The organism is Burkholderia sp. 572, from assembly GCF_040545135.1.
In the GTDB taxonomy this organism is placed as follows: Bacteria; Pseudomonadota; Gammaproteobacteria; order Burkholderiales; family Burkholderiaceae; genus Burkholderia; species Burkholderia cepacia.
The window spans coordinates 30993-51202 of record NZ_JBEPLH010000030.1; the positions used below are offsets into that span (position 1 = coordinate 30993).

Consider the following 20210-nt stretch of genomic DNA (forward strand, 5'->3'; position numbering starts at 1 on the left):
TTCACCGCATGTCGACTCCCGCCTCCTCCCTCGAAGCCCTGCGCACGCTGCCCGCGCGGCGCCCGGCCGTGCGCTGGGCACTGCGCGTGCTGCGCTGGACGCTCACGCTCGCCGTCACGTTCGCGGGGCTGCTCGCGCTGACGTTCGTGATCGGCCGCAAGGTGCCGATCGACCCCGTGCTCGCGATCCTCGGCGATCGCGCGTCGGCCGAGGCGTATGCGGCCGAACGCATCGCGCTCGGGCTCGACAAGCCGCTCGTCACGCAATTCCTGATCTACGCGCGCGACGTGCTGCACGGCCATCTCGGCACGTCGCTGCTGACCGCGAACCCCGTGCTCGACGACATCAAGCGCGTATTCCCGGCCACGCTCGAACTGGCGACGATCGCGACCTTGATCGGCATCGCGATCGGCGTGCCGCTCGGCGTCGCGGCCGCCGTGAAGCACAACCGTCCGATCGATCACATCGCGCGCTTCGTCGGGCTGATCGGCAATTCGGTGCCGGTGTTCTGGCTCGGGCTGATGGGGCTGCTGCTGTTCTACGCGCGGCTGCACTGGGTCGGCGGGCCGGGCCGGCTCGATCCCGTGTACGACGGGATGGTCGATCCGCGCACCGGCAGCCTGCTGATCGACGCGGCGCTCGCGGGCGAATGGGACGTGTTCCGCAACGCGGTGTCGCACATCGCGCTACCGGCCGCGATCCTCGGCTACTACTCGGTCGCGTATCTCAGCCGCATGACGCGCTCGTTCATGCTCGACCAGTTGAGCCAGGAATACATCGTCACCGCGCGCGCGAAGGGCTTGCCGGAGCGCCGCGTGATCTGGCGGCATGCGTTCAGCAACATCGCGGTGCCGCTGCTCACCGTGATCGCGCTCACCTACAGCAACCTGCTCGAGGGCTCGGTGCTGACCGAGATCGTGTTCGCGTGGCCGGGGCTCGGCTCGTACCTGACCGGCGCGCTGCTGAACGCCGACATGAACGCGGTGCTCGGCGAGACGCTCGTGATCGGCGCGATGTTCATCACCGTCAACCTGCTGACCGACGCGCTGTACCGCGTGTTCGATCCGCGCGCGCGCTGAGGCGCCGACACGACATGACCGCTTCCACCCTGCTTCTTTCATCGCCCATGCCGAAGGTTGTCCAACCATGAACGCCGAGCGTCTCACGCTGCGCGCGTGGCTGCTGTCCGACGCGCCCGCCTCGCGCTCGCAGGCCGCACTCGGCCTCGCGTATCGCCGCTGGCGCCGTTTCGCCGGCAACCCGCTCAACCTGTTCGGGCTCGCGATCCTCGTCGCGCTGATCGTCGTCGCGATCGTCGGCCCGCTGATCATGCCGCACGATCCGCTGCGCCAGGTGCTGTCCGACCGGCTGCTGCCGCCCGGCTCGCCGTCGCACTGGCTCGGCACCGACCAGCTCGGCCGCGACATCCTTTCGCGGCTGATCGCCGGTTCGCGCCTCACGCTCGGCATTGCGCTGCTCGTCGTCGTGATCGTCGTGCCGATCGGCCTCGCGATCGGCACGACGGCCGGCTATTGCGGCGGCTTCGTCGACAGCGTGCTGATGCGCATCACCGACATCGCGCTCGCGTTCCCGAAGATCGTGCTCGCGCTCGCATTCGCGGCCGCGCTCGGGCCCGGCGTGATCAACGCGGTCGTCGCGATCTCGATCACCGCGTGGCCCGCGTATGCGCGGCTCGCGCGCGCGGAGACGATCCGCATCGCGCAGGCCGACTTCATCCACGCCGCCCGCCTGCAGGGCGCGTCGGGCCCGCGCATCCTGCTGCGCTACATCGTGCCGCTGTGCATGTCGTCGGTGATCGTGCGCGCGACGCTCGACATGGCCGGCATCATCCTGACCGTCGCGGGCCTCGGCTTCCTCGGCCTCGGCGCACAGCCGCCGAGCCCCGAGTGGGGCTTCATGGTCGCGTCGGGCCGCAACGTGCTGCTCGACGCGTGGTGGGTCGCGACGCTGCCCGGCATCGCGATCCTGCTCGTGAGCCTCGCGTTCAACCTGCTCGGCGACGGGCTGCGCGATGTCTTCGATCCCCGTCATGGAGCGTGACATGCCGATGAACCCCGCCCCCACGCCCGCGCCGCTGTGCGAGATCGACGGCCTGAAGATCGGCTTTCGCGGGCACGACGGCACCGTCACCGATGCCGTGCGCGACCTGTCGCTGACGCTCGCGCCCGGCGAACGCCTCGGCATCGTCGGCGAATCGGGCTCCGGCAAATCGCTGACGGGCCGCGCGCTGCTCGGCCTGCTGCCCGACGCCGCGCGCTGGTCGGCACGCACGATGCGCTTCGCGGGCCACGACCTGCTCGCGATGTCGCCGCGCGAACGCCGGCGGCTGTGCGGCAGCCAGATGGGCATGATCCTGCAGGACCCGAAATATTCGCTGAACCCGGTGATGACGGTCGCCAAGCAGATGGGCGAAGCGTTCCGGCTGCACGAACCCGGGCTGCGCGGCCGCGCGCTGCGCGAGCGGATCGTCGATGCACTCGAGGCCGTGCAGATCCGCGACCCGGCGCGCGTCGCCGATGCGTATCCGCACGAGCTGTCGGGCGGCATGGGCCAGCGCGTGATGATCGCGATGATGGTGTCGACCGGCCCGCGCCTGCTGATCGCCGACGAGCCGACCTCCGCGCTCGACGTCGCCGTGTCGATGCAGGTGCTCGCGGTGCTCGACGCGATGATCGCGCGCCACGACACGGGCCTGATGTTCATCAGCCACGACCTGCCGCTCGTGATGTCGTTCTGCGATCGCGTCGCGGTGATGTACGCGGGCCGCGTGGTCGAAACCTGCGCCGCGCGCGACCTGCGCAACGCTTCCCATCCCTATACGCGAGGGCTGCTCGCGGCGAACCCGCCGCTCACGAACCCGCCGGACGAACTGCCCGTGCTGCGGCGCGATCCGGCGTGGCTCGAACCCGCGCCGCACGCCGGCACGCCCGCCGATCGACAGGAGGCCGCACGATGATCGACGTCGATCACGCATCGATCCGTTTCCCGACCCGCACGGGTCACGTCGACGCCGTGCGCGACGCGAGCTTCGCGGTGCGCGACGGCGAGGTGTTCGGGCTCGTCGGCGAATCGGGTTCCGGCAAGTCGACGCTGCTGCGCGCGCTGACGGGCCTCGTGCCGCTCGCGTCCGGCAGCCTGTCGATCGACGGCCGGCCGGTCGGCGGCACGCCCGATCGTGCGTTTCGCCGCCACGTGCAGATGGTGTTCCAGGACCCGTACGCGTCGCTGCATCCGCGCTTCACGGTCGACCAGACGCTGCGCGAACCGCTGTCGATCCACGGCATGAGCGACACCGATGCGCGCATCGCCCGCGCGCTGTCCGAGGTCGGCCTCGGCCCCACGTTCCGGTTTCGTTATCCGCACCAGTTGTCGGGCGGCCAGCGGCAGCGCGTCGCGATCGCGCGCGCGCTGATCGTCGAGCCGCGCGTGCTGCTGCTCGACGAGCCGACGTCCGCGCTCGACGTGTCGGTGCAGGCCGAGATCCTGAACCTGCTGCGCCGCCTGCATCGCGAACGCAACCTGACGATGATCCTCGTCAGCCACAACCTCGCGGTGATCGGCTTCCTGTGCCAGCGCGTCGCCGTGATGCAGCAGGGCGAGATCGTCGAGCAGCTCCGGATCGAGGACGTGCGCGCCGGGCAGGTGGCGCGCGACTACACGCGCACGCTGCTGAATGCAACCGAAGGCTATCGTCGTCTCGAGCCTGCGCCGGGCGCGCCGGCCGCGTGACATCCGCACGTCGCGCCGCCATGCGATACTCGGCACGCCACGCGCCGGCTTGCCGCCGCATGGAACCCTTGTGCGCCGCACGGGTCAACTTCGTTTCGTCAACAGCTCAACCGCAATAGGGAGGCGTTCATGCTGCAATTCATCGAAACCCTGGTCGTCGGGCTCATCGTCGGCCTCCTCGCCCGCGCGCTCAAGCCCGGCGACGACAAGATGGGCATCCTGATGACCGCCGTGCTCGGCATCGTCGGCTCGCTGATCGCCGGCTACGTCGGCCGCGCCGCCGGCTGGTACTCGCCGGGCCAGGGCGCGGGCTGGATCGCGTCGATCGTCGGCGCGATCGTGCTGCTCGTGATCGTCGGCGCGGTACGCAAGCGCATGAACTGAACGGCGCACCTTCGCCCCAACGCAAAACGCCGCTCGAGACGAGCGGCGTTTTGCTTTCCGGACGGCACGAGGCCGTTGCCCGCACAACGGTCGCGACGACCGTTCGCCGTTCGATCTTATCCCCCCGGCTTTTCCCTGACTTGCGATTGCGCAGATTCGGCCTACATTGATTCAAGCAATTCGCAATCGTTTGCCTATAGTCATTATTTCGATTTTTTCATTCAAGAGGCCCAATGGTTTTGCCGTTTACGCATACAGCATCGCGGCGTTGACGGACTGCCACCCGAGCGGCCCCGCTGCGACGCGCTTCCTATATGGAGCCTGTCATGAAGCATCGCCATATCGCCGCCTCGTTCGCCCTGGCTGCCTCGCTTCTGGCCACTTCCTCGTCCTTCGCCGCCGGCGCGTCCGGCATCATCCACTTCTCCGGCATGATCGTCGAGCCGCCCTGCTCGTTCGCGCTCGATACGCCCGATCTCGCCAATGGGCGCGTACGCGCCGACTGTCCGCGCCCGGCAACCGGCCAGATCGCGTTCGTCGACGCGGCGAGCCAGCAGGCGATCAAGACCACGACCTTTACTCAGGCCTCGCGCGCAATCGTTTTACCGAACCGTCCCGGCAACAATCACGCACCGATGATCGCGGTCGTGACATACCAGTAAAGCCGCTCGCCGGCGCGACGCCCGGCGGGTTCCGCACGCCGGTTCGGTGAACGCGCGCGGCGCCGCTCAGTCGCGGTGGCGCGCGATCCAGTCGCTGAACGCGCGGATCTTCTGCTGGTTGCCGATGTTCTCGGGATAGACGAAGAAGTAGCGCGCGCCCGTCTCGAGCACGAGATCGAACGGCCGTTCGAGCCGGCGCGCGCTGACGTCGTCGTCGACGAGCGTCACGTCGCCGACCGCGACGCCCAAGCCCTGCATCGCCGCGTTCGTCGCGAGATCGAGCGTGTCGAACGTCGGCCCGCGCGCGGGATCGACGCCGCGCTCGCCCGCGTAATCGAGCCAGGCGCGCCAGTCGCGATGGTCGCGGGTCGGATGCAGCAACGTGTGACGCACCAGGTCGCCGACCGAGTCGAGCGGCGACGTCTGCCGCAATTCGGGCGCGCAGACGGGCGTCAGCCGCTCGTCGAACAGCGGCAGCGCGAACACGCCCGCGCCCGGCGACGTGCCGTACACGATCGCCGCGTCGAACGGCTCGGTCGAGAAATCGACGACGTGCTGCCACGCGGTCGTGATCTGCACGTGGAGATCGGGATGCTCGTCCTGGAAGCGCATGATGCGCGGCAGCATCCAGCGCATCACGCAGGTCGGCACTTTCAGCGCGAGATCGGTGCGCTGCCGCGTGAGCTTCATCGAGATGTCCTCGATCCGCGCAAAGCTCTCGTTGACGACCGGCAGCAACTGCTCGCCTTCCGCCGTCAGCGTGAGGCCCTTCGCATGCCGCTTGAACAGCGGAAAGCCGTAATGCGCCTCGAGCGTCTGGATCTGCCGGCTCACCGCCCCTTGCGTGACGCACAGCTGCTCGGCCGCGCGGGTGAAGCTGCGGTGGCGGGCCACCGTCGAGAAGATCTGCAGTGCGTGCAGGGGCGGAAGTCGGTGCATGAAGAAGGCAAACGCAAAAACGGCGCGAAAGGGCCGCGCGCCGGCTCCGGCGCGCGCTGTCCGACACGATAAGCCAAACGCCGGTTTTGCGCGAGGCGCGAGGCGTTAGGGCCTGTTCACGCTAATAACGGGCTTGCGCTGGCCCTAGGCCGTCGCGGTGAGCGCGCCCGCCACGATGCGCGCCGCCGACGCGACGACGTCCGCGCGGGCCGCCGCCGCGGCTTGCGGCTGCGTGAACGACACGGCCATCACGATCGGCGCACGCGACGGCGGCCACAGCACCGCGACGTCGGTCGTCGTGCCGTAACCGCCCGTGCCGGCCTTGTCCGCGATGCGCCAGCCGGGCGGCACGCCCGCCGCGATGCCGGTCGCGCCGCGCGCGCCGCCGACCATCCATTCCGTCAGCTGCGCGCGCTGCGGTTCGGGCAGCGTGTTGCCGAGCACCAGCCGCTGCAGCGTGTCGATCATCGCGACCGGTGTCGACGTGTCCCGCTCGTCGCCGGGCGCCGCGTGATTCAGTTCGGGTTCCCAGTGATCGAGGCGGAACGACGTGTCGCCGCTCGCGCGCGCGAACGACGTGACGGCCTGCGGGCCGCCCAGCACGCCCATCAGCAGGTTGCCGGCCCCCTTGTCGCCCGACTGCAGCATCGCCACGCACAGCTGCTCGATCGTCATGCCCGTGTCGACGTGGCTTTCCGTGACCGGCGAGCCCGACACGATTTCATAGCGGCGGTAAAGAATCCGGCGCGGCAGCAGCGACGCGTCGAGCGAGCCGCGCGCGAGCATCGCGGCGGCCGCGACGACCGCATACGTGCCGCACAGCGGGAAGCGTTCGCGCGCGTGGTGAGCGATGCGCACGCCGTTCGACGTATCGAGCGCGGCGACACCGAGCCGGCCATTCGACGCCTTCTCGAGCGCGGTCAATTCGGCCTGGGCGGCGTGGGCGCGCCCCTGGTCGGCGACCGGCGCGGACGTGCACGCGGCGACGAACGGCGCGGCCACGGCGGCAAGCAACAGCGAGCGGCGTGTCGGAGAGTGTTCCATGGATGAGGTGTGTTCTGTCTTCTGTCGGAAACGGTGGCACGAAGCGACGCGGGCACGCCTTGACGAAGCGCCCCCGTTCGCGCCGGCGGCCGGCCCGCGACGGCATTCACCGCGCATCCCCGAAAGACGGCCGTCGGCCCCGCGCGAAGCACGGGACTCGCATGAACAGGCCCTAGCGTAGCAGCGACCGCCGCCACGTTCCAGCGAAACGACCTGGCCTCACCCTTGCGACGAAGGCAGGTACGGCATCGGATTGACCGGCTTGCCGTCGCGCCGCACTTCGAACAGCAACGCGACGCGCGAGTTGTCGAGGTCGCCCATCTCGGCGATCTCGTCGCCCTGGCGCACGATGTCGCCCGTCTTCACGAGCAGCTTGCGGTTGTGCGCATAGGCGGTCAGGAAATCCGCGTTGTGCTGGACGATGATCAGGCTGCCGTAATCGTTCAGGCCGGTGCCGGCGTACATCACGCGGCCGTCGGCCGCGGCGCGGACCGGGTCGCCCGGCCGGCCGGCGATCTGGATGCCGCGGTTCTGCCCCGGCCGGAACCCGTCGACGATCTTGCCGTTGGCGGGCCACTTGAGCGCGACGCCGCCTGCATGCCGCTTCGTTTCCTTGACGACCTGACGGTCGCTCGCGGTCGACGCGGTGGCCTGCGCCGATGGCGGGCTGCTCCCCGCGCCATTGCTCGCAGCCGACGAGGCAGCCACCTGCACGCCGGCCGCGCCCGGCGGCGGCAACGGCTGCTGCCTGACGATGCGCAGCACCTGCCCCATGCGCAGCCTGCCGTTCGCGCCGAGCTTGTTCCAGGTGCGCAGGTCGGCAATGCTGCAGCCGTTCGCGGACGCGATGCCCGTCAGCGTGTCGCCGCGCTTCACGACGTACTTCTGCGCGACGAGAATCGGCGCGGGAGGCGGGGTGGCAGCCGCCGGCGCAACGGCCGGCGGGCTCGACGGTAATGACTGTGCCGCCAGCGTGTCGCTCGGCGGAACGGACTGCGTGCTTGCACAACCGGCCATGACGAGCACGGCGGCCAGGCCCGGCAGCCACGCCGCGTGACGGTGAATCTCGTGCGATTTCATGGACGATCCGACTCCGGTTTGACAATCTTTCAAGCATCTCAAAAACGGAACGGCCGACGTGTAACCGGATGAAAACAATGATGACAAACGATCACGAACCGGATGCCGGCCGGCATTCGCTACCGGTAATACGGTCCGATTCGGAAAAACTTGATGGTTTTTTCGCGCGGAAACGGAAGAATTTTCGTTTCGTAAAACTATGACGAGCTCGTTTTGATAGGTGTCGCAGCGTGCCACTGCTGCGCGCCGCGACGCTCAACGCAGCCACGCGGCGAGTTCGGAACAGGCCCACGCGATGCCGATGCACAGGAACAGCACGTGCAGCGCGATCTTGAACGACACGCCCCACGACGGATCGATCCGCATGACAGGCTCCCCCGGTTGATGTGCGGCCATGATCCGTCATCGATCGCGCCCCGAAAATACGGAACCGGCGAATCGGGCCTCAGGCTAAGCCTGAGACCCCGGCCGCGGTTCCCTGCTAACTTATCGGCCATTCCAACGCGATCGCCCCCACCCATCATGCGCTTCGACCTGACCGACCTGCGGCTCTTCCTGAACATCTGCGAGGCCGGCACGATCACGAGCGGCGCCGAGCGGACCCACATCACGCTGCAGGCCGCGAGCGAGCGCATCCGCGGCATGGAGGACGAGCTCGGCGTACCGCTGCTGCACCGGACCAAGTCGGGCGCGCAGGCCACCGACGCAGGCCGCGCGCTCGAACACCACGCGCGCACCGTGCTGCAGCAGATCGACCACATGCGCGGCGAACTGCAGCAATACGGCCAGGGGCTGCGCGGGCACATCCGGCTGCTGTGCAACACGGCGTCGCTGAGCGAATACCTGCCCGATGCGCTGGCCGACTACCTGCCGCATCATCCGAAGCTGTCGATCAGCGTCGAGGAGCGCTCGAGCCAGGAGATCGTGCATGCGATCCGCAACAAGACGGCCGAGGTCGGCATCGTCGCCGATTCGGTCGGGCTCGGCGGGCTCGAACAGAAGCCGTTCCGCGAGGACTGGCTGATCGTCGTCGTGCCGGCCGCGCATCCGCTCGCGTCACACGACAAGGTCGCATTCGACACGATCGCCGACGCCGACTTCATCGGCCTCACCGACGGCAGCGCACTGCAGGTGCATCTCGCCGACCAGGCGCGCGCGCTCGGCAAGCGGATCCGCTACCGCGTGCAGTTGAAGAGCTTCGATGCGATCTGCCGCGTGATCGCCAGCGGCGTGGGCATCGGCATCGTGTCGCGCCATGCGGCCGAACGTGCGATGCAGACAATGGACGTGCGGCTCGTCGAGCTGTCCGATCCGTGGAGCCACCGTCGCCTGAAGCTGTGCGCGCGGTCGTTCGACGCGCTGCCGAAGTACACGCGCGAATTCGTCGCGTTCCTGTCCGGCGAAACCGCGCCGAGGTGACGCGCGTCGCTCGCGGTCGATGCCGCGATGCATGCACGATTCGCTTCGATTCTTATGGATAACGTTTTCTCTCTAAATCCGGCGCGCATATGTCGCCGGATAGTCTCTCTGCTCGCCGCGTCCGCATCGACCTCCCGCGCTTCACCTCGTCACGACCGAAAGAAATCCCCGTAATTTTTGCGGCATTCCAATCTGTCGCTCCATCTCCTCGTACCCCGCCATCCGGGTTTTTCCCGGCGCGTTCGACGTGAAAGTTCATTGACATCACGCCGCTCGATGCCTAAATTTGGAAAACGTTTTCCAATGCATCCGCGCGACGCCGGCCACGGCCCGCGCAGGGAGAACGCTTGCCCGCTCGAGTGGTGATTCAGGCCGTCCGTCTTCAGGGATCAGGGTTGCAAGGCGGCGGCCAGGCACGGGCATCGAGCGCGGCGACGGCCACCCCCGCCCGTCCCTCATCACTATTCAAGACTGGAGACACAATGCATCCGCGCAGCAGATTCGCGCTCGGCGCCGCGCTCAGCGCCCTTTCCGTCCTGTTCGTCAGTGCCTGCGGCGGCAACGACATCACCGATCCGCCGTCTTCGTCGTCCCCGCCGTCGAACTCGACGCCGACGTCGCCGCCCGCCTCCTCGCTCGCGGCGAACTCGCTGCAGGCGCTCGTCTACGGCGCGGCCGATACGCGCGTGCCGGCCGGCACGGATACGCCGATCACGATGATGGGCCAGATGCGCGCGCTGTTCGACCTGATCCGGAAGTCGCCCGACTTCACGCAGGTCGTGATGGATCTCGGCGACGGCACGCCCGTCCACGTGCTCGACACGAATACCGGCGACAAATTCCTGCCCGGCAAGCTCGCGCTCGGCCTGTCGTACATCCTGATCGACATGAAGTCGAAGAACGATCCGCAATACGCGAGCTACCTCGCGACCTACCAGAAGATCACGACCGCGATGATGGCGCAGTCGGGCGGCAACTATACGTATGCGAACACGTCGTGGGGCGAGTACTACTATCTCGTCGCGCTGAACAACCTGCAGGCGCACGGGATGCTCAACGAAGCCTTCAGCGACGCGATGCTCGCGACGCTGCAGCAGCGGCTGCGGTTCTGCGACATGTTCGGCCCCGACGCGAGCGGCAAGGTCGATACGTGCCCGGCCGCCGGCACGCCGATCGACATCGCGTCGCTCAACACCGCGCAGAACTACTATGCGGTGTCCTACGGAATCGCCGGGCTGCGCCAGAAGCTCGGCTGGAACAGCCCGACGTTCGCGTCGAAAACCGATCCGTCGGTCGCGACGATGGGCGCGCGCGACGCGCTGCTGTACACGCTCACGAACCATATCCGCAACGACTCGTCGGGCGGGTTCTCGGACGAAGCGTCGAACACGCACACGACCTACTACGACCAGGCGCGCTTCGACCGCTACAGCACGCTGCTGATCGGCGAAGTGACCGAGCGCACGTTCGAGATGGGCAACGAAGCGAATTTCACGCCGGAACTGAAGGGATATCTGCGCAAGTCCGTCGACCTGATCCTGCCGCAGCTGAACGGCGACGGCGAAGGCTTCAACTACGGCCGCTCGATCGGCCCGTACGGCGATTCCGCGTTCATGGAAGTGCTGACGGCCGCGGCCAACGCCGGCGTGCTGTCCGACCAGGAGAAGCAGGTCGCATACACGTTCATCACGAAGGCGGCGCATCGCTTCGACACGTTCTGGTACGACCCGTCGCTGCCGACGCCCTCGGTGAACATGTGGGTCAAGGGTCGCGGCACGGACGCATATCGCGGCAAGCCGCGCGTGATGGGCGAGAACTTCAGCCTGCTGCACCAGTACCTGTACGTGAACGCGTGGTGGAACAAGCTCGGCTTCGGCGGCAAGGCACCGATGGCCGACGCCGACTACAACGCATGGCTCGACGCGCGCCCGCGCTACACGCTCACCTGGTACAACCGGCCGAACGACCCCGCGCATCCGTACAGCGCGGCGCTGGTGACCGTGCGCGACGGCCGGCGCGTGATCAACCTGAACCTCAGCCAGGCGCCCGACTACAACTCGTTCACGCCGTACTACCCGGTGCCGTCCTCCGACAAGCTGACCTACGGCACGACCGATCTCGGCTACGCGTTGCTGATTCCGCAGGTGTCGTACAACGGCAAGACCTACATTCCCGTCACGTACTACAGGAACCTGAATGTCCAGCAAGGCAACGGGCAGGTGATCGTGTCGTTCGATACCGCGAAGTTCCGGCTCGCATCGAAGAACGCGGCGTACACGACGGATCTCGACCTCCAGGTGCATACGGTGCTGACGTTCGCGCACGGCTCGGTGGCGCGCAGCGACACGCTGAGCACCGGTACGCTCACCGGCAACCTGTCGGTCGAAACGGACTTCACGTCGTTCGCGGATTTCGCCTCGACCCAGGCCAACGGCGACGGCGTGTCGGTCACGTACGCGAACAGCCCCGCGACCGGCTACGCGGCGACCGGGTTCGACAACTGCGCGCTGTCCGCCTTCGATACGGTGAACGGCACGACGAATCCGCTGTCGACGACGCCGATCGGCCAGTTGCATTCGAACTTCGCGTGCACGACGAAGCCGTTCGCACTCGGCGCGGGCGCGACCCGTACGTTCGGGTGGACGCTGAAGTACGCCGATCCGGCCTGAGCGGGGTGGCCCGCGCCCGGTGAATGCGCCCGAAGCCGGTTTCGACGACCGGCTTCGGGATCGTCACAGACAGCGGGCATCACGCTCGCCGGCGATGCCCGCTCACCGCCACCCCGAAGCCGCCATGTACGCGCCGAGCGCGATCAGCCCGACGAAGAAGCAGCGCTTGAACGCCTTCTCGCTCATCACGCGCCGCGCATACTGCCCGCCGGCCATACCCGCCAGCGCCGGCACGAGCGCGAGCGCCGACACGCCGAGATCGACCGTCTCCAGCGCACCCGTCACGCGCAACTGCAGGCCGAGCACGATCGTCGAGGCGGTAAACGACAGCCCGAGCGCCTGGATCAGGTCGTCCTTCGACAGCCGCAGCGCCTGCAGGTACGGCACGGCCGGCACGACGAACACGCCGGTCGCGGCCGTCACGACACCCGTCAGGTAGCCGACCACGGCCGACAGCCATTTTTCGTGGCGCCCCGGCGCGGGCAGCCGCGCGGCGGCGAGCCCCCACACCCCGTAGAGGATCAGCACCACGCCAAGCGCCGCATGCGTCCAGGTGCTGCCGGCCGCGAGCGCGGGCAGCCCGCCCGTCAGCGTGCCGATCGTCAGACCGGCGAGCAACGGCCACAGCCGGCGCAGCAGCGGCCCGAACGACGGGCCGAGCCACAACTGCCACACGTTGGTGATGAACGACGGCACAAGCAGCAGGCTCGCGGCGGCCGACGGCGGCATCGCGAGCGTCAGCAAGCCCATCGCGATGGTCGGCAGGCCGAGCCCGATCATTCCCTTGACCGCGCCGGCCAGCAGGAAAACCACCGCGACGATCGTCAGCGTATCAATGTGCATGAAAGGCATTCCGTCCGGATGAGTACGGCGCCGATCGTGAACCCCGATCGCGCCGCCCGCCATCTGGCTTTGCCTGAGGCTGGCTCGGGCCTGCCGCGCGGAACCGGCGCGGCCGGCGCGCGCGCACATTCGCACACCGCGCCGCCGCCGTCCGGCGCACGCCTGCCTTCGTTCAACGCAGGTCGCGTGCGCCGGCTACCGGCCCGGTCGATCAGTCCCCCTGAAATGTCCCCCGTCCCTGCTCGCTGTCGAGGTGAGCCATCTGTGCGGCCGGATAACGCTCACCGGCAGCCGCCCCGGCGGGAACCGCCGCTTCGATGCGCATGATGTCATCGACCGTTAGTTGCATCTCAGCCGCCTGCAGCGCGTCCTGAAGCTGCGTGCGCTTGCGCGCGCCGATCAGCGGCACGATATCGCCGCCGCGCGACAGCACCCACGCGATCGCGACCTGCGCGGGATTGCTGCCCTTCTCGTCGGCGATGGCGCGCAGCGCGTCGACGAGCGCGAGGTTGTGCGCGAGGTTCTCGCCCTGGAAGCGCGGGCTCGCCGCGCGGAAATCGCGCTCGCCCTGCCGCGCCGTGCTCCAGCGCCCGCCGAGCAGCCCGCGCGACAGCACGCCGTAGGCCGTCACGCCGATCCCGAGTTCGCGGCACGCGGGCAGGATCCCGGCCTCGATACCGCGCGACAGCAGCGAATATTCGATCTGCAGGTCGGAGATCGGCGCGACGGCCGCCGCGCGGCGGATCGTGTCGACGCCGGCTTCCGACAGGCCGACATGGCGCACGTACCCGGCCTTCACGAGATCGGCGATCGCGCCGATCGTCTCCTCGATCGGCACCGCCGGATCGACGCGCGCCGGCCGGTAGATGTCGATGTAGTCGGTGCCGAGCCGTTTCAGCGAGTACGCGACGAAGTTGCGGATCGCCGCCGGCCGCGCGTCGTAGCCCGCAAACCCGCCGGCCGGATCGCGCAGCGCGCCGAATTTCACGCTGATCAGCACCTGGTCGCGTGCCCGGCCGCGCAGCGCATCGCGGATCAGCATCTCGTTGTCGCCCATTCCGTAGAAATCGCCGGTGTCGAGCATCGTGATGCCGTGGTCGAGCGCCGCGTGCAGCGTCGCGATGCTCTCGGCGCGATCGGCCGGCCCGTAGAAGTCCGACATCCCCATGCAGCCCAGCGCGAGCGCCGATACCCGCGGGCCCGACCGGCCCAGTTCACGCATCTCCATGTCCGTTTCCTCGAGTGATGAATCAACAGGCCGGATTCTGGGCGCATCGCGACGCACGATAAATGCGAAACACTCCACCAAACCATTCGACGCTGATTAACAATGGAGCCTGTCCATCCGCCCACACCCCCGCCCCGCATGGATCATCTGCATGCAATGCGCATCTTTGCGCGCGTCGCCCATCTCGGCAGCTTCACGAAAGCGGCCGAGCAGTTGCAACTGCCGCGCCCGACGGTCAGCAACGCCGTCCAGTATCTGGAAAAGCACCTGAAGGTCCGCTTGCTGCAGCGCACGACGCGGCGCGTCGCGCTGACGGCCGAGGGAGCGGCCTACTACGAGCGCTGCATGCGGTTGCTGGCCGATCTCGACGATGCGGAAACGCTGTTCGAGGACGCCGGCGCGACGCCGCGCGGCGCGATCCGCGTCGACCTGCCCGAGCGCTTCGCGGTGAACCAGATGATTCCGGCGCTACCGGACTTCCACGCACGCTACCCCGACCTGCGCGTCGTGATCGGCACGACCGACCGCTTCGTCGACCTCGTCGCCGACGGCATCGACTGCGCGGTGCGGGTCGGCACGATGTCCGACACGTCGCTCGTCGCACGGCGCATCGGCGAGCTGGCGCAGATCAACTGCGCGGCGCCCGCGTATCTGGCGCGCCACGGCACGCCGCGCTCGCCGGACGAGCTGCCGGACCACGTCGCGGTCGGCTATTTCTCGAGCCGAACGGGCCGTGAGCTGGACTGGGAATATGCGGACATGGATACGGGCGAACTGCATGCGGTCAAGATGCGCAGCGTCGTGTCGGTCAACAGCTCGCAGGCGTATCTCGCGTGCTGCCTTGCGGGCCTCGGGCTGATCCAGGCGCCGCGCGAAGGGCTCGGGCCGCTGCTGGCGGACGGCTCGCTGGTCGAGGTGCTGCCGGAATGGAATGCCGAGCCGCTGCCCGTGTCGGTGGTGTTTCCGACCGGGCGGCATCTCGCGCCGCGCGTGCGGATCTTCGTCGACTGGCTCGCGGAGACGCTCGGCGCCGCGCCCTGGGTGACGTGACGGCAGCCGGGGCCGGTGTACCCGGCCCTGGCGCCGCCCGTTCAGAACTTGTGGCGGATCGCGGCGCGCACCGCGAACTGGTTCGACGACGCCGACGGGCCGTCCGTCCCGACCACGTAGCCGCCGTCGGCCGCGGTGCCGGTCTTGTCGCCGGCAACCTTCTGCCATGCGCCCTGCAGGTAGACGTCGGTGCGCTTCGACAGGCTGTAGTCGGCCATCAGGCCGACCGTGTGGTACTTCGGCTTGAACGATCCGGCCGCAGCATCGAACTTGCCGTCCGTGTACACGTACTGCGCGCCGAGATAGAAATCCGGCGTGAGCTGGTACTTGCCGTTGATCTCGAAGTTCTGGAACTTCGTCGCGGTCAGCCCGAGGCCGGCGAACGTCGAAGCCGGCAGGTAGACCGTCGATACCGGATTCTTCACGTCCGTCTTCGTGTAGACGAAACCGACCGTGGCCGGGCCGAACGTGTAGTTGACGCCGCCGCCGAAGATCCGCAGGCGGTCGGCGACGAAGTTCGCGTCATCCGCGGTGATCGCGCCCGCGCTGCCGACGCCCGGATTGTTCGCCTGCAGGTACGCAGCCGCGACCTGCAGCCCGGCCAGCGAATACTGCGCACCGAGGCTGTACTGCCGGTTGTTCGAGAAGCCGGTGCTGTTGCTGAAGCTGTACGTGCCGCCGAACGTCAGGCCGTTCCAGTCGGCGCTCGCATACTTGACCGTGTTGTTGACGCGGAACGAGTTGTCCGTGTTGTCGTTGTCGAACGGGTGCGAGAACAGCGTGCCGCCCCAGTTGCCGTTGGCCGTGAGCGGCGCCAGATAATCGACGACCGAGTCGTACTGGCGGCCGAAGGTCAGCGTGCCGAAGCGCGACTCGGAGAGCCCGACGAACGCCTGGCGGCCGAACATGCGGCCGCCCTGCCCGAGCCGGCCGTTGTTGACGTCAAAACCGTTTTCCAGCGTGAAGATCGCCTTCAGCCCGCCGCCGAGATCCTCGCTGCCCTTCAGGCCCCAGCGGCTGCCCTGCGCATAGCCGCTCGCGAGCTGGTAATTCGACTTTCCGACCCCATTCACATTCACGTTGTTCGTGTAGTTGAAGCCTTCGTCGATCACACCGTACAGCGTCACGCTGTTCTGGGCGAAGACCGGCGCGGCGAAAGCAGCCAGCGCGGCGGTAAAAATGACGTGCTTCTTCATGACGAATCTCCGGAGCCGGGGCCGGGCGTGTCGCGCGCCCGGCGAATGTTCGATCTGTTTTAGGTGTGGCCCGCAGGGCGGACGACGCGGTGTGCGGCCGCGTGAGGACAAAATGGTGTCACGTCGCAAACCGTCCGTCCACCGGGGCATGTGAACCCTGCGCAAAACGTTGCGCTCGTCCAACTGCCCCGTCGCGCGGACGGCCTGACCCGGCTTATCGGCAGCGGCGGGACGCGCCGCCATCCGCGTAAACCCGAGCCCTGGCGCATCGGTGGCACAATGCGCATCCGTTCGTCATTTCTTCACGAATTCATGCTTCACCCCGATTCATGCGCGGCGTGTGCCGGCCGCGCACGCGGCCCGCGCCGGAAGGCGGCCCGATGACCGCGCCGGCCCGGGCCGGCCGCTACGCCGAGCTCGATTTCTTTCGCGGCCTCGTGCTGCTCGTCATCGTCGTCGACCACATCGGCGGCAGCATCCTGTCGCGCGTGACGCTGCACGCGTACGCGCTGTGCGACGCAGCCGAGGTGTTCGTGTTCCTCGGCGGCTTCGCGACCGCGATCGCGTACAACTCGCTCGCCGAGCGGCACGACGAAGCCGCCGCGCGCCAGCGCTTCATCCGGCGCGCGTTCGAGATCTACCGCGCGTTCCTCGTGACGGCCGGCCTGATGCTGCTGATCACGGCCGTGCTGAACGCGTTCGCGATCGACGGCCCGAACATGCCGACCAACGACCTCGACGGCCTGCTCCACAAGCCGCTCGCCGCGCTGCGCGACATCCTGCTGTTCCGCCGCCAGCCGTACCTCGCGTCGGTGCTGCCGATGTATGCGTTCTTCGCGCTGCTCGTCCCGCTCACGCTGCCGCTCGCACGCACGCAGCCGTGGCTGCTGCTCGCGTTCAGCGGCTCGCTGTGGTTCGCGGCGCCGCATGTCGCGCGCTTCCTGCCGACCGTCGAAGGCGCGCCGTGGGACTTCAACCCGTTCGCGTGGCAGTTCCTGTTCGTGCTCGGCGTGATCGCGCGCTGCCAGCCCGTCTACCAGACGCTCGCGCCCAAGCCGCAGGGCTGGCTGCTGACGGCCGTGTCGCTCGCGATCGTCGCGGCCGGCGCGTATTACCGGCTGCGCATCGAACCGTTCCCGACCGATCCGTCGATCAAGCAGAACCTCGGCGCGCTGCGGCTCGCGAACTTCCTCGCGATCGCGTGGCTCGCGGCCAAGCTCGTCCACCTCGGCTGGATGAAGAAGGTCGCGCACGCGATGCCGTGGATCGGCACGATCGGCCGGCAGGGGCTGCTGTGCTTCGTCGCGGGCACCGGCATCTCGCTCGCGGTCGATTCGCTGCTTTACCAGGCGACCGAGGGCTATCTCGACGTGAAACTCGGGCTGACCGCCGACGTCGTCGCAATCGGCCTGCTGTATCTCGTCGCCAAACTCTACGGGCCGCTCGTCGCGCGGCTGCCGTTCCGATCGCGGCGATGACGCGCCGCGCCGTCATGCGCCGCTGCTACGATAGCCGGCGCCTCTCCTGAAACGATTCGACATGCGCCGACTCGCCCTTCCGTTCGCCCTCGCCCTGATCGCCGGCTCCATCGCCACCGCCCGCGCCACGCCGCCCGCGCCCGCGGTATCGCCCGCGCCGCCGCCGGCCGTCCAGACCGCGACGACCCCGTCGGCCGCCCAGGAGCCCGCGCTCAATCCGGGCAGCAGCGTCGTGCTGCGCACGTTCCGGTCGGCGTCGCTGAAGCGCGACTGGTCGTACACGGTCTACCTGCCGCCCGGCTACAACCCGGAAGGCGCGCGCTACCCGGTGATGTACCTGCTGCACGGCAATGCCGGCAACGCGAACGACTGGGTCACGCAGGGCCGGCTGCAGGCCACCGCCGACACGCTGATCGAGCGCCGCGAGATTCCGCCCGTCGTGATCGTGATGCCGCAGGGCGGCACCGACTGGTACGTCGACCGCAAGGAGAAGATGCAGAGCGCGTTCCTCAACGACCTGCTGCCCGAAGTCGAAGCGCACTTCGCGGTGTCGAACCAGCGCGCGGGCCGTGCGATAGGCGGCGTGTCGATGGGCGGGTTCGGCGCGCTGCGCTTCTCGCTGCTCGAACCGGGGCTGTTCTGCGGCGCGATGCTGCTGAGCCCCGCGATCTACGCGAACGAGCCGCCGCTCAATTCCGCCGCGCGCTACGTCGGCGTGTTCGGCGACCGGCAGTTCGACCCGCGCGTGTGGCACGAACTCAACTACCCGGCGCTGATGCGCGGCTATTTCGCGCGCAGCTGGCGAATCCCGATGTTCATCGCGGCCGGCGACGACGACCTGACCATCCAGGCCGAATCGAGCGTGCTGTACACGCACCTGCGCCGCGCGCAGAACCCGGCCGAACTGCGCATCGTCGACGGCGGGCATACGTGGGACGTATGGCGCGGGCTGCTCGCGCCGGGACTGAAGTACGCGCTCGAGTGCGTGAAGTGACGGCGGGCGGGCGCTACCCCGTACGTTTTCACCCGGCGCGACGGTGACCGGCCGGCCGCAGGCCGTCGCCCCGTCCCATGCGCCGCGCACGCCCTCCCGGCGCGCCCGGGCCTGACGGCGGGCTCAAAGCCACGTGCCGCCCTGGCGCTCGTCCGGCTCCCCGGCGAGCGCATCGAAATCGTGAATCCAGTCCAGGTGATGCAGCACGCTGTCGCGCTCGGCCAGACGCGCATTGCGCGCCTGCGCGGCCGGCCCGTCGGGCAGGTGCAGCACATCGGCCACGGAAATCGACGCGTACTGCACCTTGCGCGTGCGGCCGCGACGCAGCCGCTCGTACGCTTCCTGCGCCTCTCGCCAGTTGCCCGGCCCGGCCTTCGCCAGTTGCGCCGCCAGCACCACCGCATCCTCGATCGACTGGTTCGCGCCCTGCCCGTGGTGCGGCACCAGCGCATGCGCGGCGTCGCCGATCAGCGTCACGCGCCCGCGGCTCCAGCGGCCGAGCGGCGGCCGATGGAACAACCCCCAGCGCTGGCTGATCGGCACCGCGGTGATCATCTGCACCACCGCCGGATGCCAGTCCCTGAATACACGCAATTGCTCGCCCTCTTCCGACGGCATCACCCAGTCGCGCGACGGCCACGGTGACGGATGACGCTCGACCAGCAGGAAATTCTGGTCGCCGCCATCGCCGATCGGATAGTTCAGCAGGTGCCCGTGCGGCCCGATCCAGTATTGCAGCGTTTCGGGATCGGGCAGCAGGCTCAGCCGCGCGGCCGGCACCACGCCGCGAAAACCCGAACAGCCCGAATACAGCGCATCGTCGTAGCCGAGCATCCAGCGCCGCGTGATCGAGCGCGCGCCGTCCGCGCCGATCACGAGATCGGCGTCGATGCGCACACCGTTGTCGAACGCCAGCGTGACGCGATCGGCGTGCTGCACGAGATCGGTCAACCGGTGGCCGAGATGGATGCTGTCGAGGCCGACCGCCTTCGACAGCAGGGCCTGCAGATCCGCGCGATGCACGCCCCAGTACGCGCCGCCGAATTGCCGGCGATAGTCGGGCTCGCCGCGATGATGGCCGATCACCGCACCGCTGCGGCCGTCGCGGTAGACGAGCCCCGGGATGTCCGCGCACACCGCGTCGAAGGCCGCACGCAGGCCCATGCGTTCGTAGAAGCGCGTCGCATTGGCCGACAGCGCGACGGCCGCGCCGACTTCGCGCAGCACCTCCGTCTGTTCGTAGATCTGCGCATCGATGCCGTGCTCGCGCAGCGCGAGCGCGAGCGTCAGCCCGCCGATCCCGGCGCCGACGATCGCAATCTTCAGGTTCGTCTGCATGATGAAGGTGTCTCCGATATTCCGATGTGGGGTGTGCGACGTGCGCAGCGGCCATGCCGATTGCATGGGCCGTATCGGTATTCTCGGGAGCCGACTTTCATTCCACAATAAAATGAAATGAATCTGCATCATCACC

18 protein-coding genes are annotated in these 20210 nt (G+C 68.4%); 11 read left to right on the forward strand and 7 right to left on the reverse strand.

Going from position 1 to position 20210, the window contains the following annotated elements; translation table 11 throughout:
- Positions 1-8: 8 nt before the first annotated feature.
- The 6 genes from ABIC51_RS35910 (at position 9) to ABIC51_RS35935 (ending at position 4796) form a co-directional block, all read left to right on the forward strand.
- Complete coding sequence (locus tag ABIC51_RS35910; RefSeq protein ID WP_354006952.1) at positions 9-1079, forward strand: ABC transporter permease; 1071 nt, start codon at positions 9-11, stop codon at positions 1077-1079.
- A gap of 67 nt (positions 1080-1146) precedes the next feature.
- Entirely contained in the window at positions 1147-2061 is a 915-nt protein-coding gene (nikC, locus tag ABIC51_RS35915) for a nickel transporter permease (RefSeq protein WP_226127911.1), read from the forward strand.
- A 1-nt stretch (position 2062) separates the two neighbouring features.
- Complete coding sequence (locus ABIC51_RS35920; protein WP_226127914.1) at positions 2063-2977, forward strand: ABC transporter ATP-binding protein; 915 nt, start codon at positions 2063-2065, stop codon at positions 2975-2977.
- On the forward strand, positions 2974-3750 hold the full coding sequence (locus ABIC51_RS35925) for an ABC transporter ATP-binding protein (protein WP_059697443.1): 777 nt from the start codon (positions 2974-2976) through the stop codon (positions 3748-3750). The genes ABIC51_RS35920 and ABIC51_RS35925 overlap by 4 nt, the downstream gene beginning before the upstream one ends.
- A 129-nt stretch (positions 3751-3879) precedes the next feature.
- Positions 3880-4134 (forward strand): GlsB/YeaQ/YmgE family stress response membrane protein, encoded by a 255-nt coding sequence (locus ABIC51_RS35930; protein ID WP_027791896.1) that lies wholly within the window; start codon positions 3880-3882, stop codon positions 4132-4134.
- A gap of 326 nt (positions 4135-4460) precedes the next feature.
- A complete protein-coding gene (locus tag ABIC51_RS35935) occupies positions 4461-4796 on the forward strand; it encodes a hypothetical protein (protein WP_059697445.1) in 336 nt (111 codons plus the stop codon).
- A gap of 66 nt (positions 4797-4862) precedes the next feature.
- Here ABIC51_RS35935 and ABIC51_RS35940 read toward each other — a convergent pair whose 3' ends face one another.
- From ABIC51_RS35940 to ABIC51_RS35950, 3 genes are all read right to left on the reverse strand, one after another.
- The gene (locus ABIC51_RS35940; RefSeq protein WP_027791898.1) at positions 4863-5735 is read right to left on the reverse strand and encodes a LysR substrate-binding domain-containing protein; all 873 of its coding nucleotides are present in this window, start codon (positions 5733-5735) and stop codon (positions 4863-4865) included.
- Positions 5736-5879: 144 nt separating this feature from the next.
- The gene (bla, locus tag ABIC51_RS35945; protein ID WP_175897545.1) at positions 5880-6779 is read right to left on the reverse strand and encodes a class A beta-lactamase; all 900 of its coding nucleotides are present in this window, start codon (positions 6777-6779) and stop codon (positions 5880-5882) included.
- Positions 6780-6998: 219 nt separating this feature from the next.
- Complete coding sequence (locus ABIC51_RS35950) at positions 6999-7859, reverse strand: peptidoglycan DD-metalloendopeptidase family protein (RefSeq protein WP_060173425.1); 861 nt, start codon at positions 7857-7859, stop codon at positions 6999-7001.
- Between the two features lie 522 nt (positions 7860-8381).
- Here ABIC51_RS35950 and ABIC51_RS35955 point away from each other — a divergent pair.
- Together ABIC51_RS35955 and ABIC51_RS35960 are read left to right on the forward strand one after the other, a co-directional pair.
- Positions 8382-9278: a LysR substrate-binding domain-containing protein gene (locus tag ABIC51_RS35955; protein ID WP_027791901.1), complete on the forward strand. Its 897-nt coding sequence runs from the start codon at positions 8382-8384 to the stop codon at positions 9276-9278.
- A 482-nt stretch (positions 9279-9760) separates the two neighbouring features.
- Entirely contained in the window at positions 9761-11947 is a 2187-nt protein-coding gene (locus tag ABIC51_RS35960) for a hypothetical protein (protein WP_226127916.1), read from the forward strand.
- Positions 11948-12049: 102 nt separating this feature from the next.
- On the opposite strand, the gene ABIC51_RS35965 is transcribed toward ABIC51_RS35960, so the two are convergent.
- Together ABIC51_RS35965 and ABIC51_RS35970 are read right to left on the reverse strand one after the other, a co-directional pair.
- Complete coding sequence (locus tag ABIC51_RS35965; protein ID WP_226127918.1) at positions 12050-12790, reverse strand: sulfite exporter TauE/SafE family protein; 741 nt, start codon at positions 12788-12790, stop codon at positions 12050-12052.
- Positions 12791-13001: 211 nt separating this feature from the next.
- Complete coding sequence (locus tag ABIC51_RS35970; protein ID WP_124917561.1) at positions 13002-14018, reverse strand: aldo/keto reductase; 1017 nt, start codon at positions 14016-14018, stop codon at positions 13002-13004.
- 138 nt (positions 14019-14156) lie between these two features.
- Here ABIC51_RS35970 and ABIC51_RS35975 point away from each other — a divergent pair, with 138 nt between their 5' ends.
- On the forward strand, positions 14157-15068 hold the full coding sequence (locus ABIC51_RS35975; protein ID WP_226127920.1) for a LysR family transcriptional regulator: 912 nt from the start codon (positions 14157-14159) through the stop codon (positions 15066-15068).
- Positions 15069-15109: 41 nt separating this feature from the next.
- Here ABIC51_RS35975 and ABIC51_RS35980 read toward each other — a convergent pair whose 3' ends face one another.
- Positions 15110-16264 carry a porin gene (locus tag ABIC51_RS35980; protein ID WP_027791906.1) on the reverse strand — a complete coding sequence of 385 codons (1155 nt, stop codon included), beginning with the start codon at positions 16262-16264 and terminating at the stop codon, positions 15110-15112.
- A 380-nt stretch (positions 16265-16644) separates the two neighbouring features.
- Between ABIC51_RS35980 and ABIC51_RS35985 the strand changes: the two genes are divergently transcribed.
- Both ABIC51_RS35985 and ABIC51_RS35990 read left to right on the forward strand, forming a co-directional pair.
- Positions 16645-17742 carry an OpgC domain-containing protein gene (locus ABIC51_RS35985; protein ID WP_027791907.1) on the forward strand — a complete coding sequence of 366 codons (1098 nt, stop codon included), beginning with the start codon at positions 16645-16647 and terminating at the stop codon, positions 17740-17742.
- 61 nt (positions 17743-17803) lie between these two features.
- Positions 17804-18736: an alpha/beta hydrolase gene (locus ABIC51_RS35990; RefSeq protein WP_060319595.1), complete on the forward strand. Its 933-nt coding sequence runs from the start codon at positions 17804-17806 to the stop codon at positions 18734-18736.
- Between the two features lie 123 nt (positions 18737-18859).
- Here the strand turns inward: ABIC51_RS35990 and ABIC51_RS35995 are convergent, their stop codons facing one another.
- A complete protein-coding gene (locus ABIC51_RS35995; protein WP_175897548.1) occupies positions 18860-20074 on the reverse strand; it encodes an FAD-dependent oxidoreductase in 1215 nt (404 codons plus the stop codon).
- Between the last annotated feature and the right edge of the window lie 136 nt (positions 20075-20210).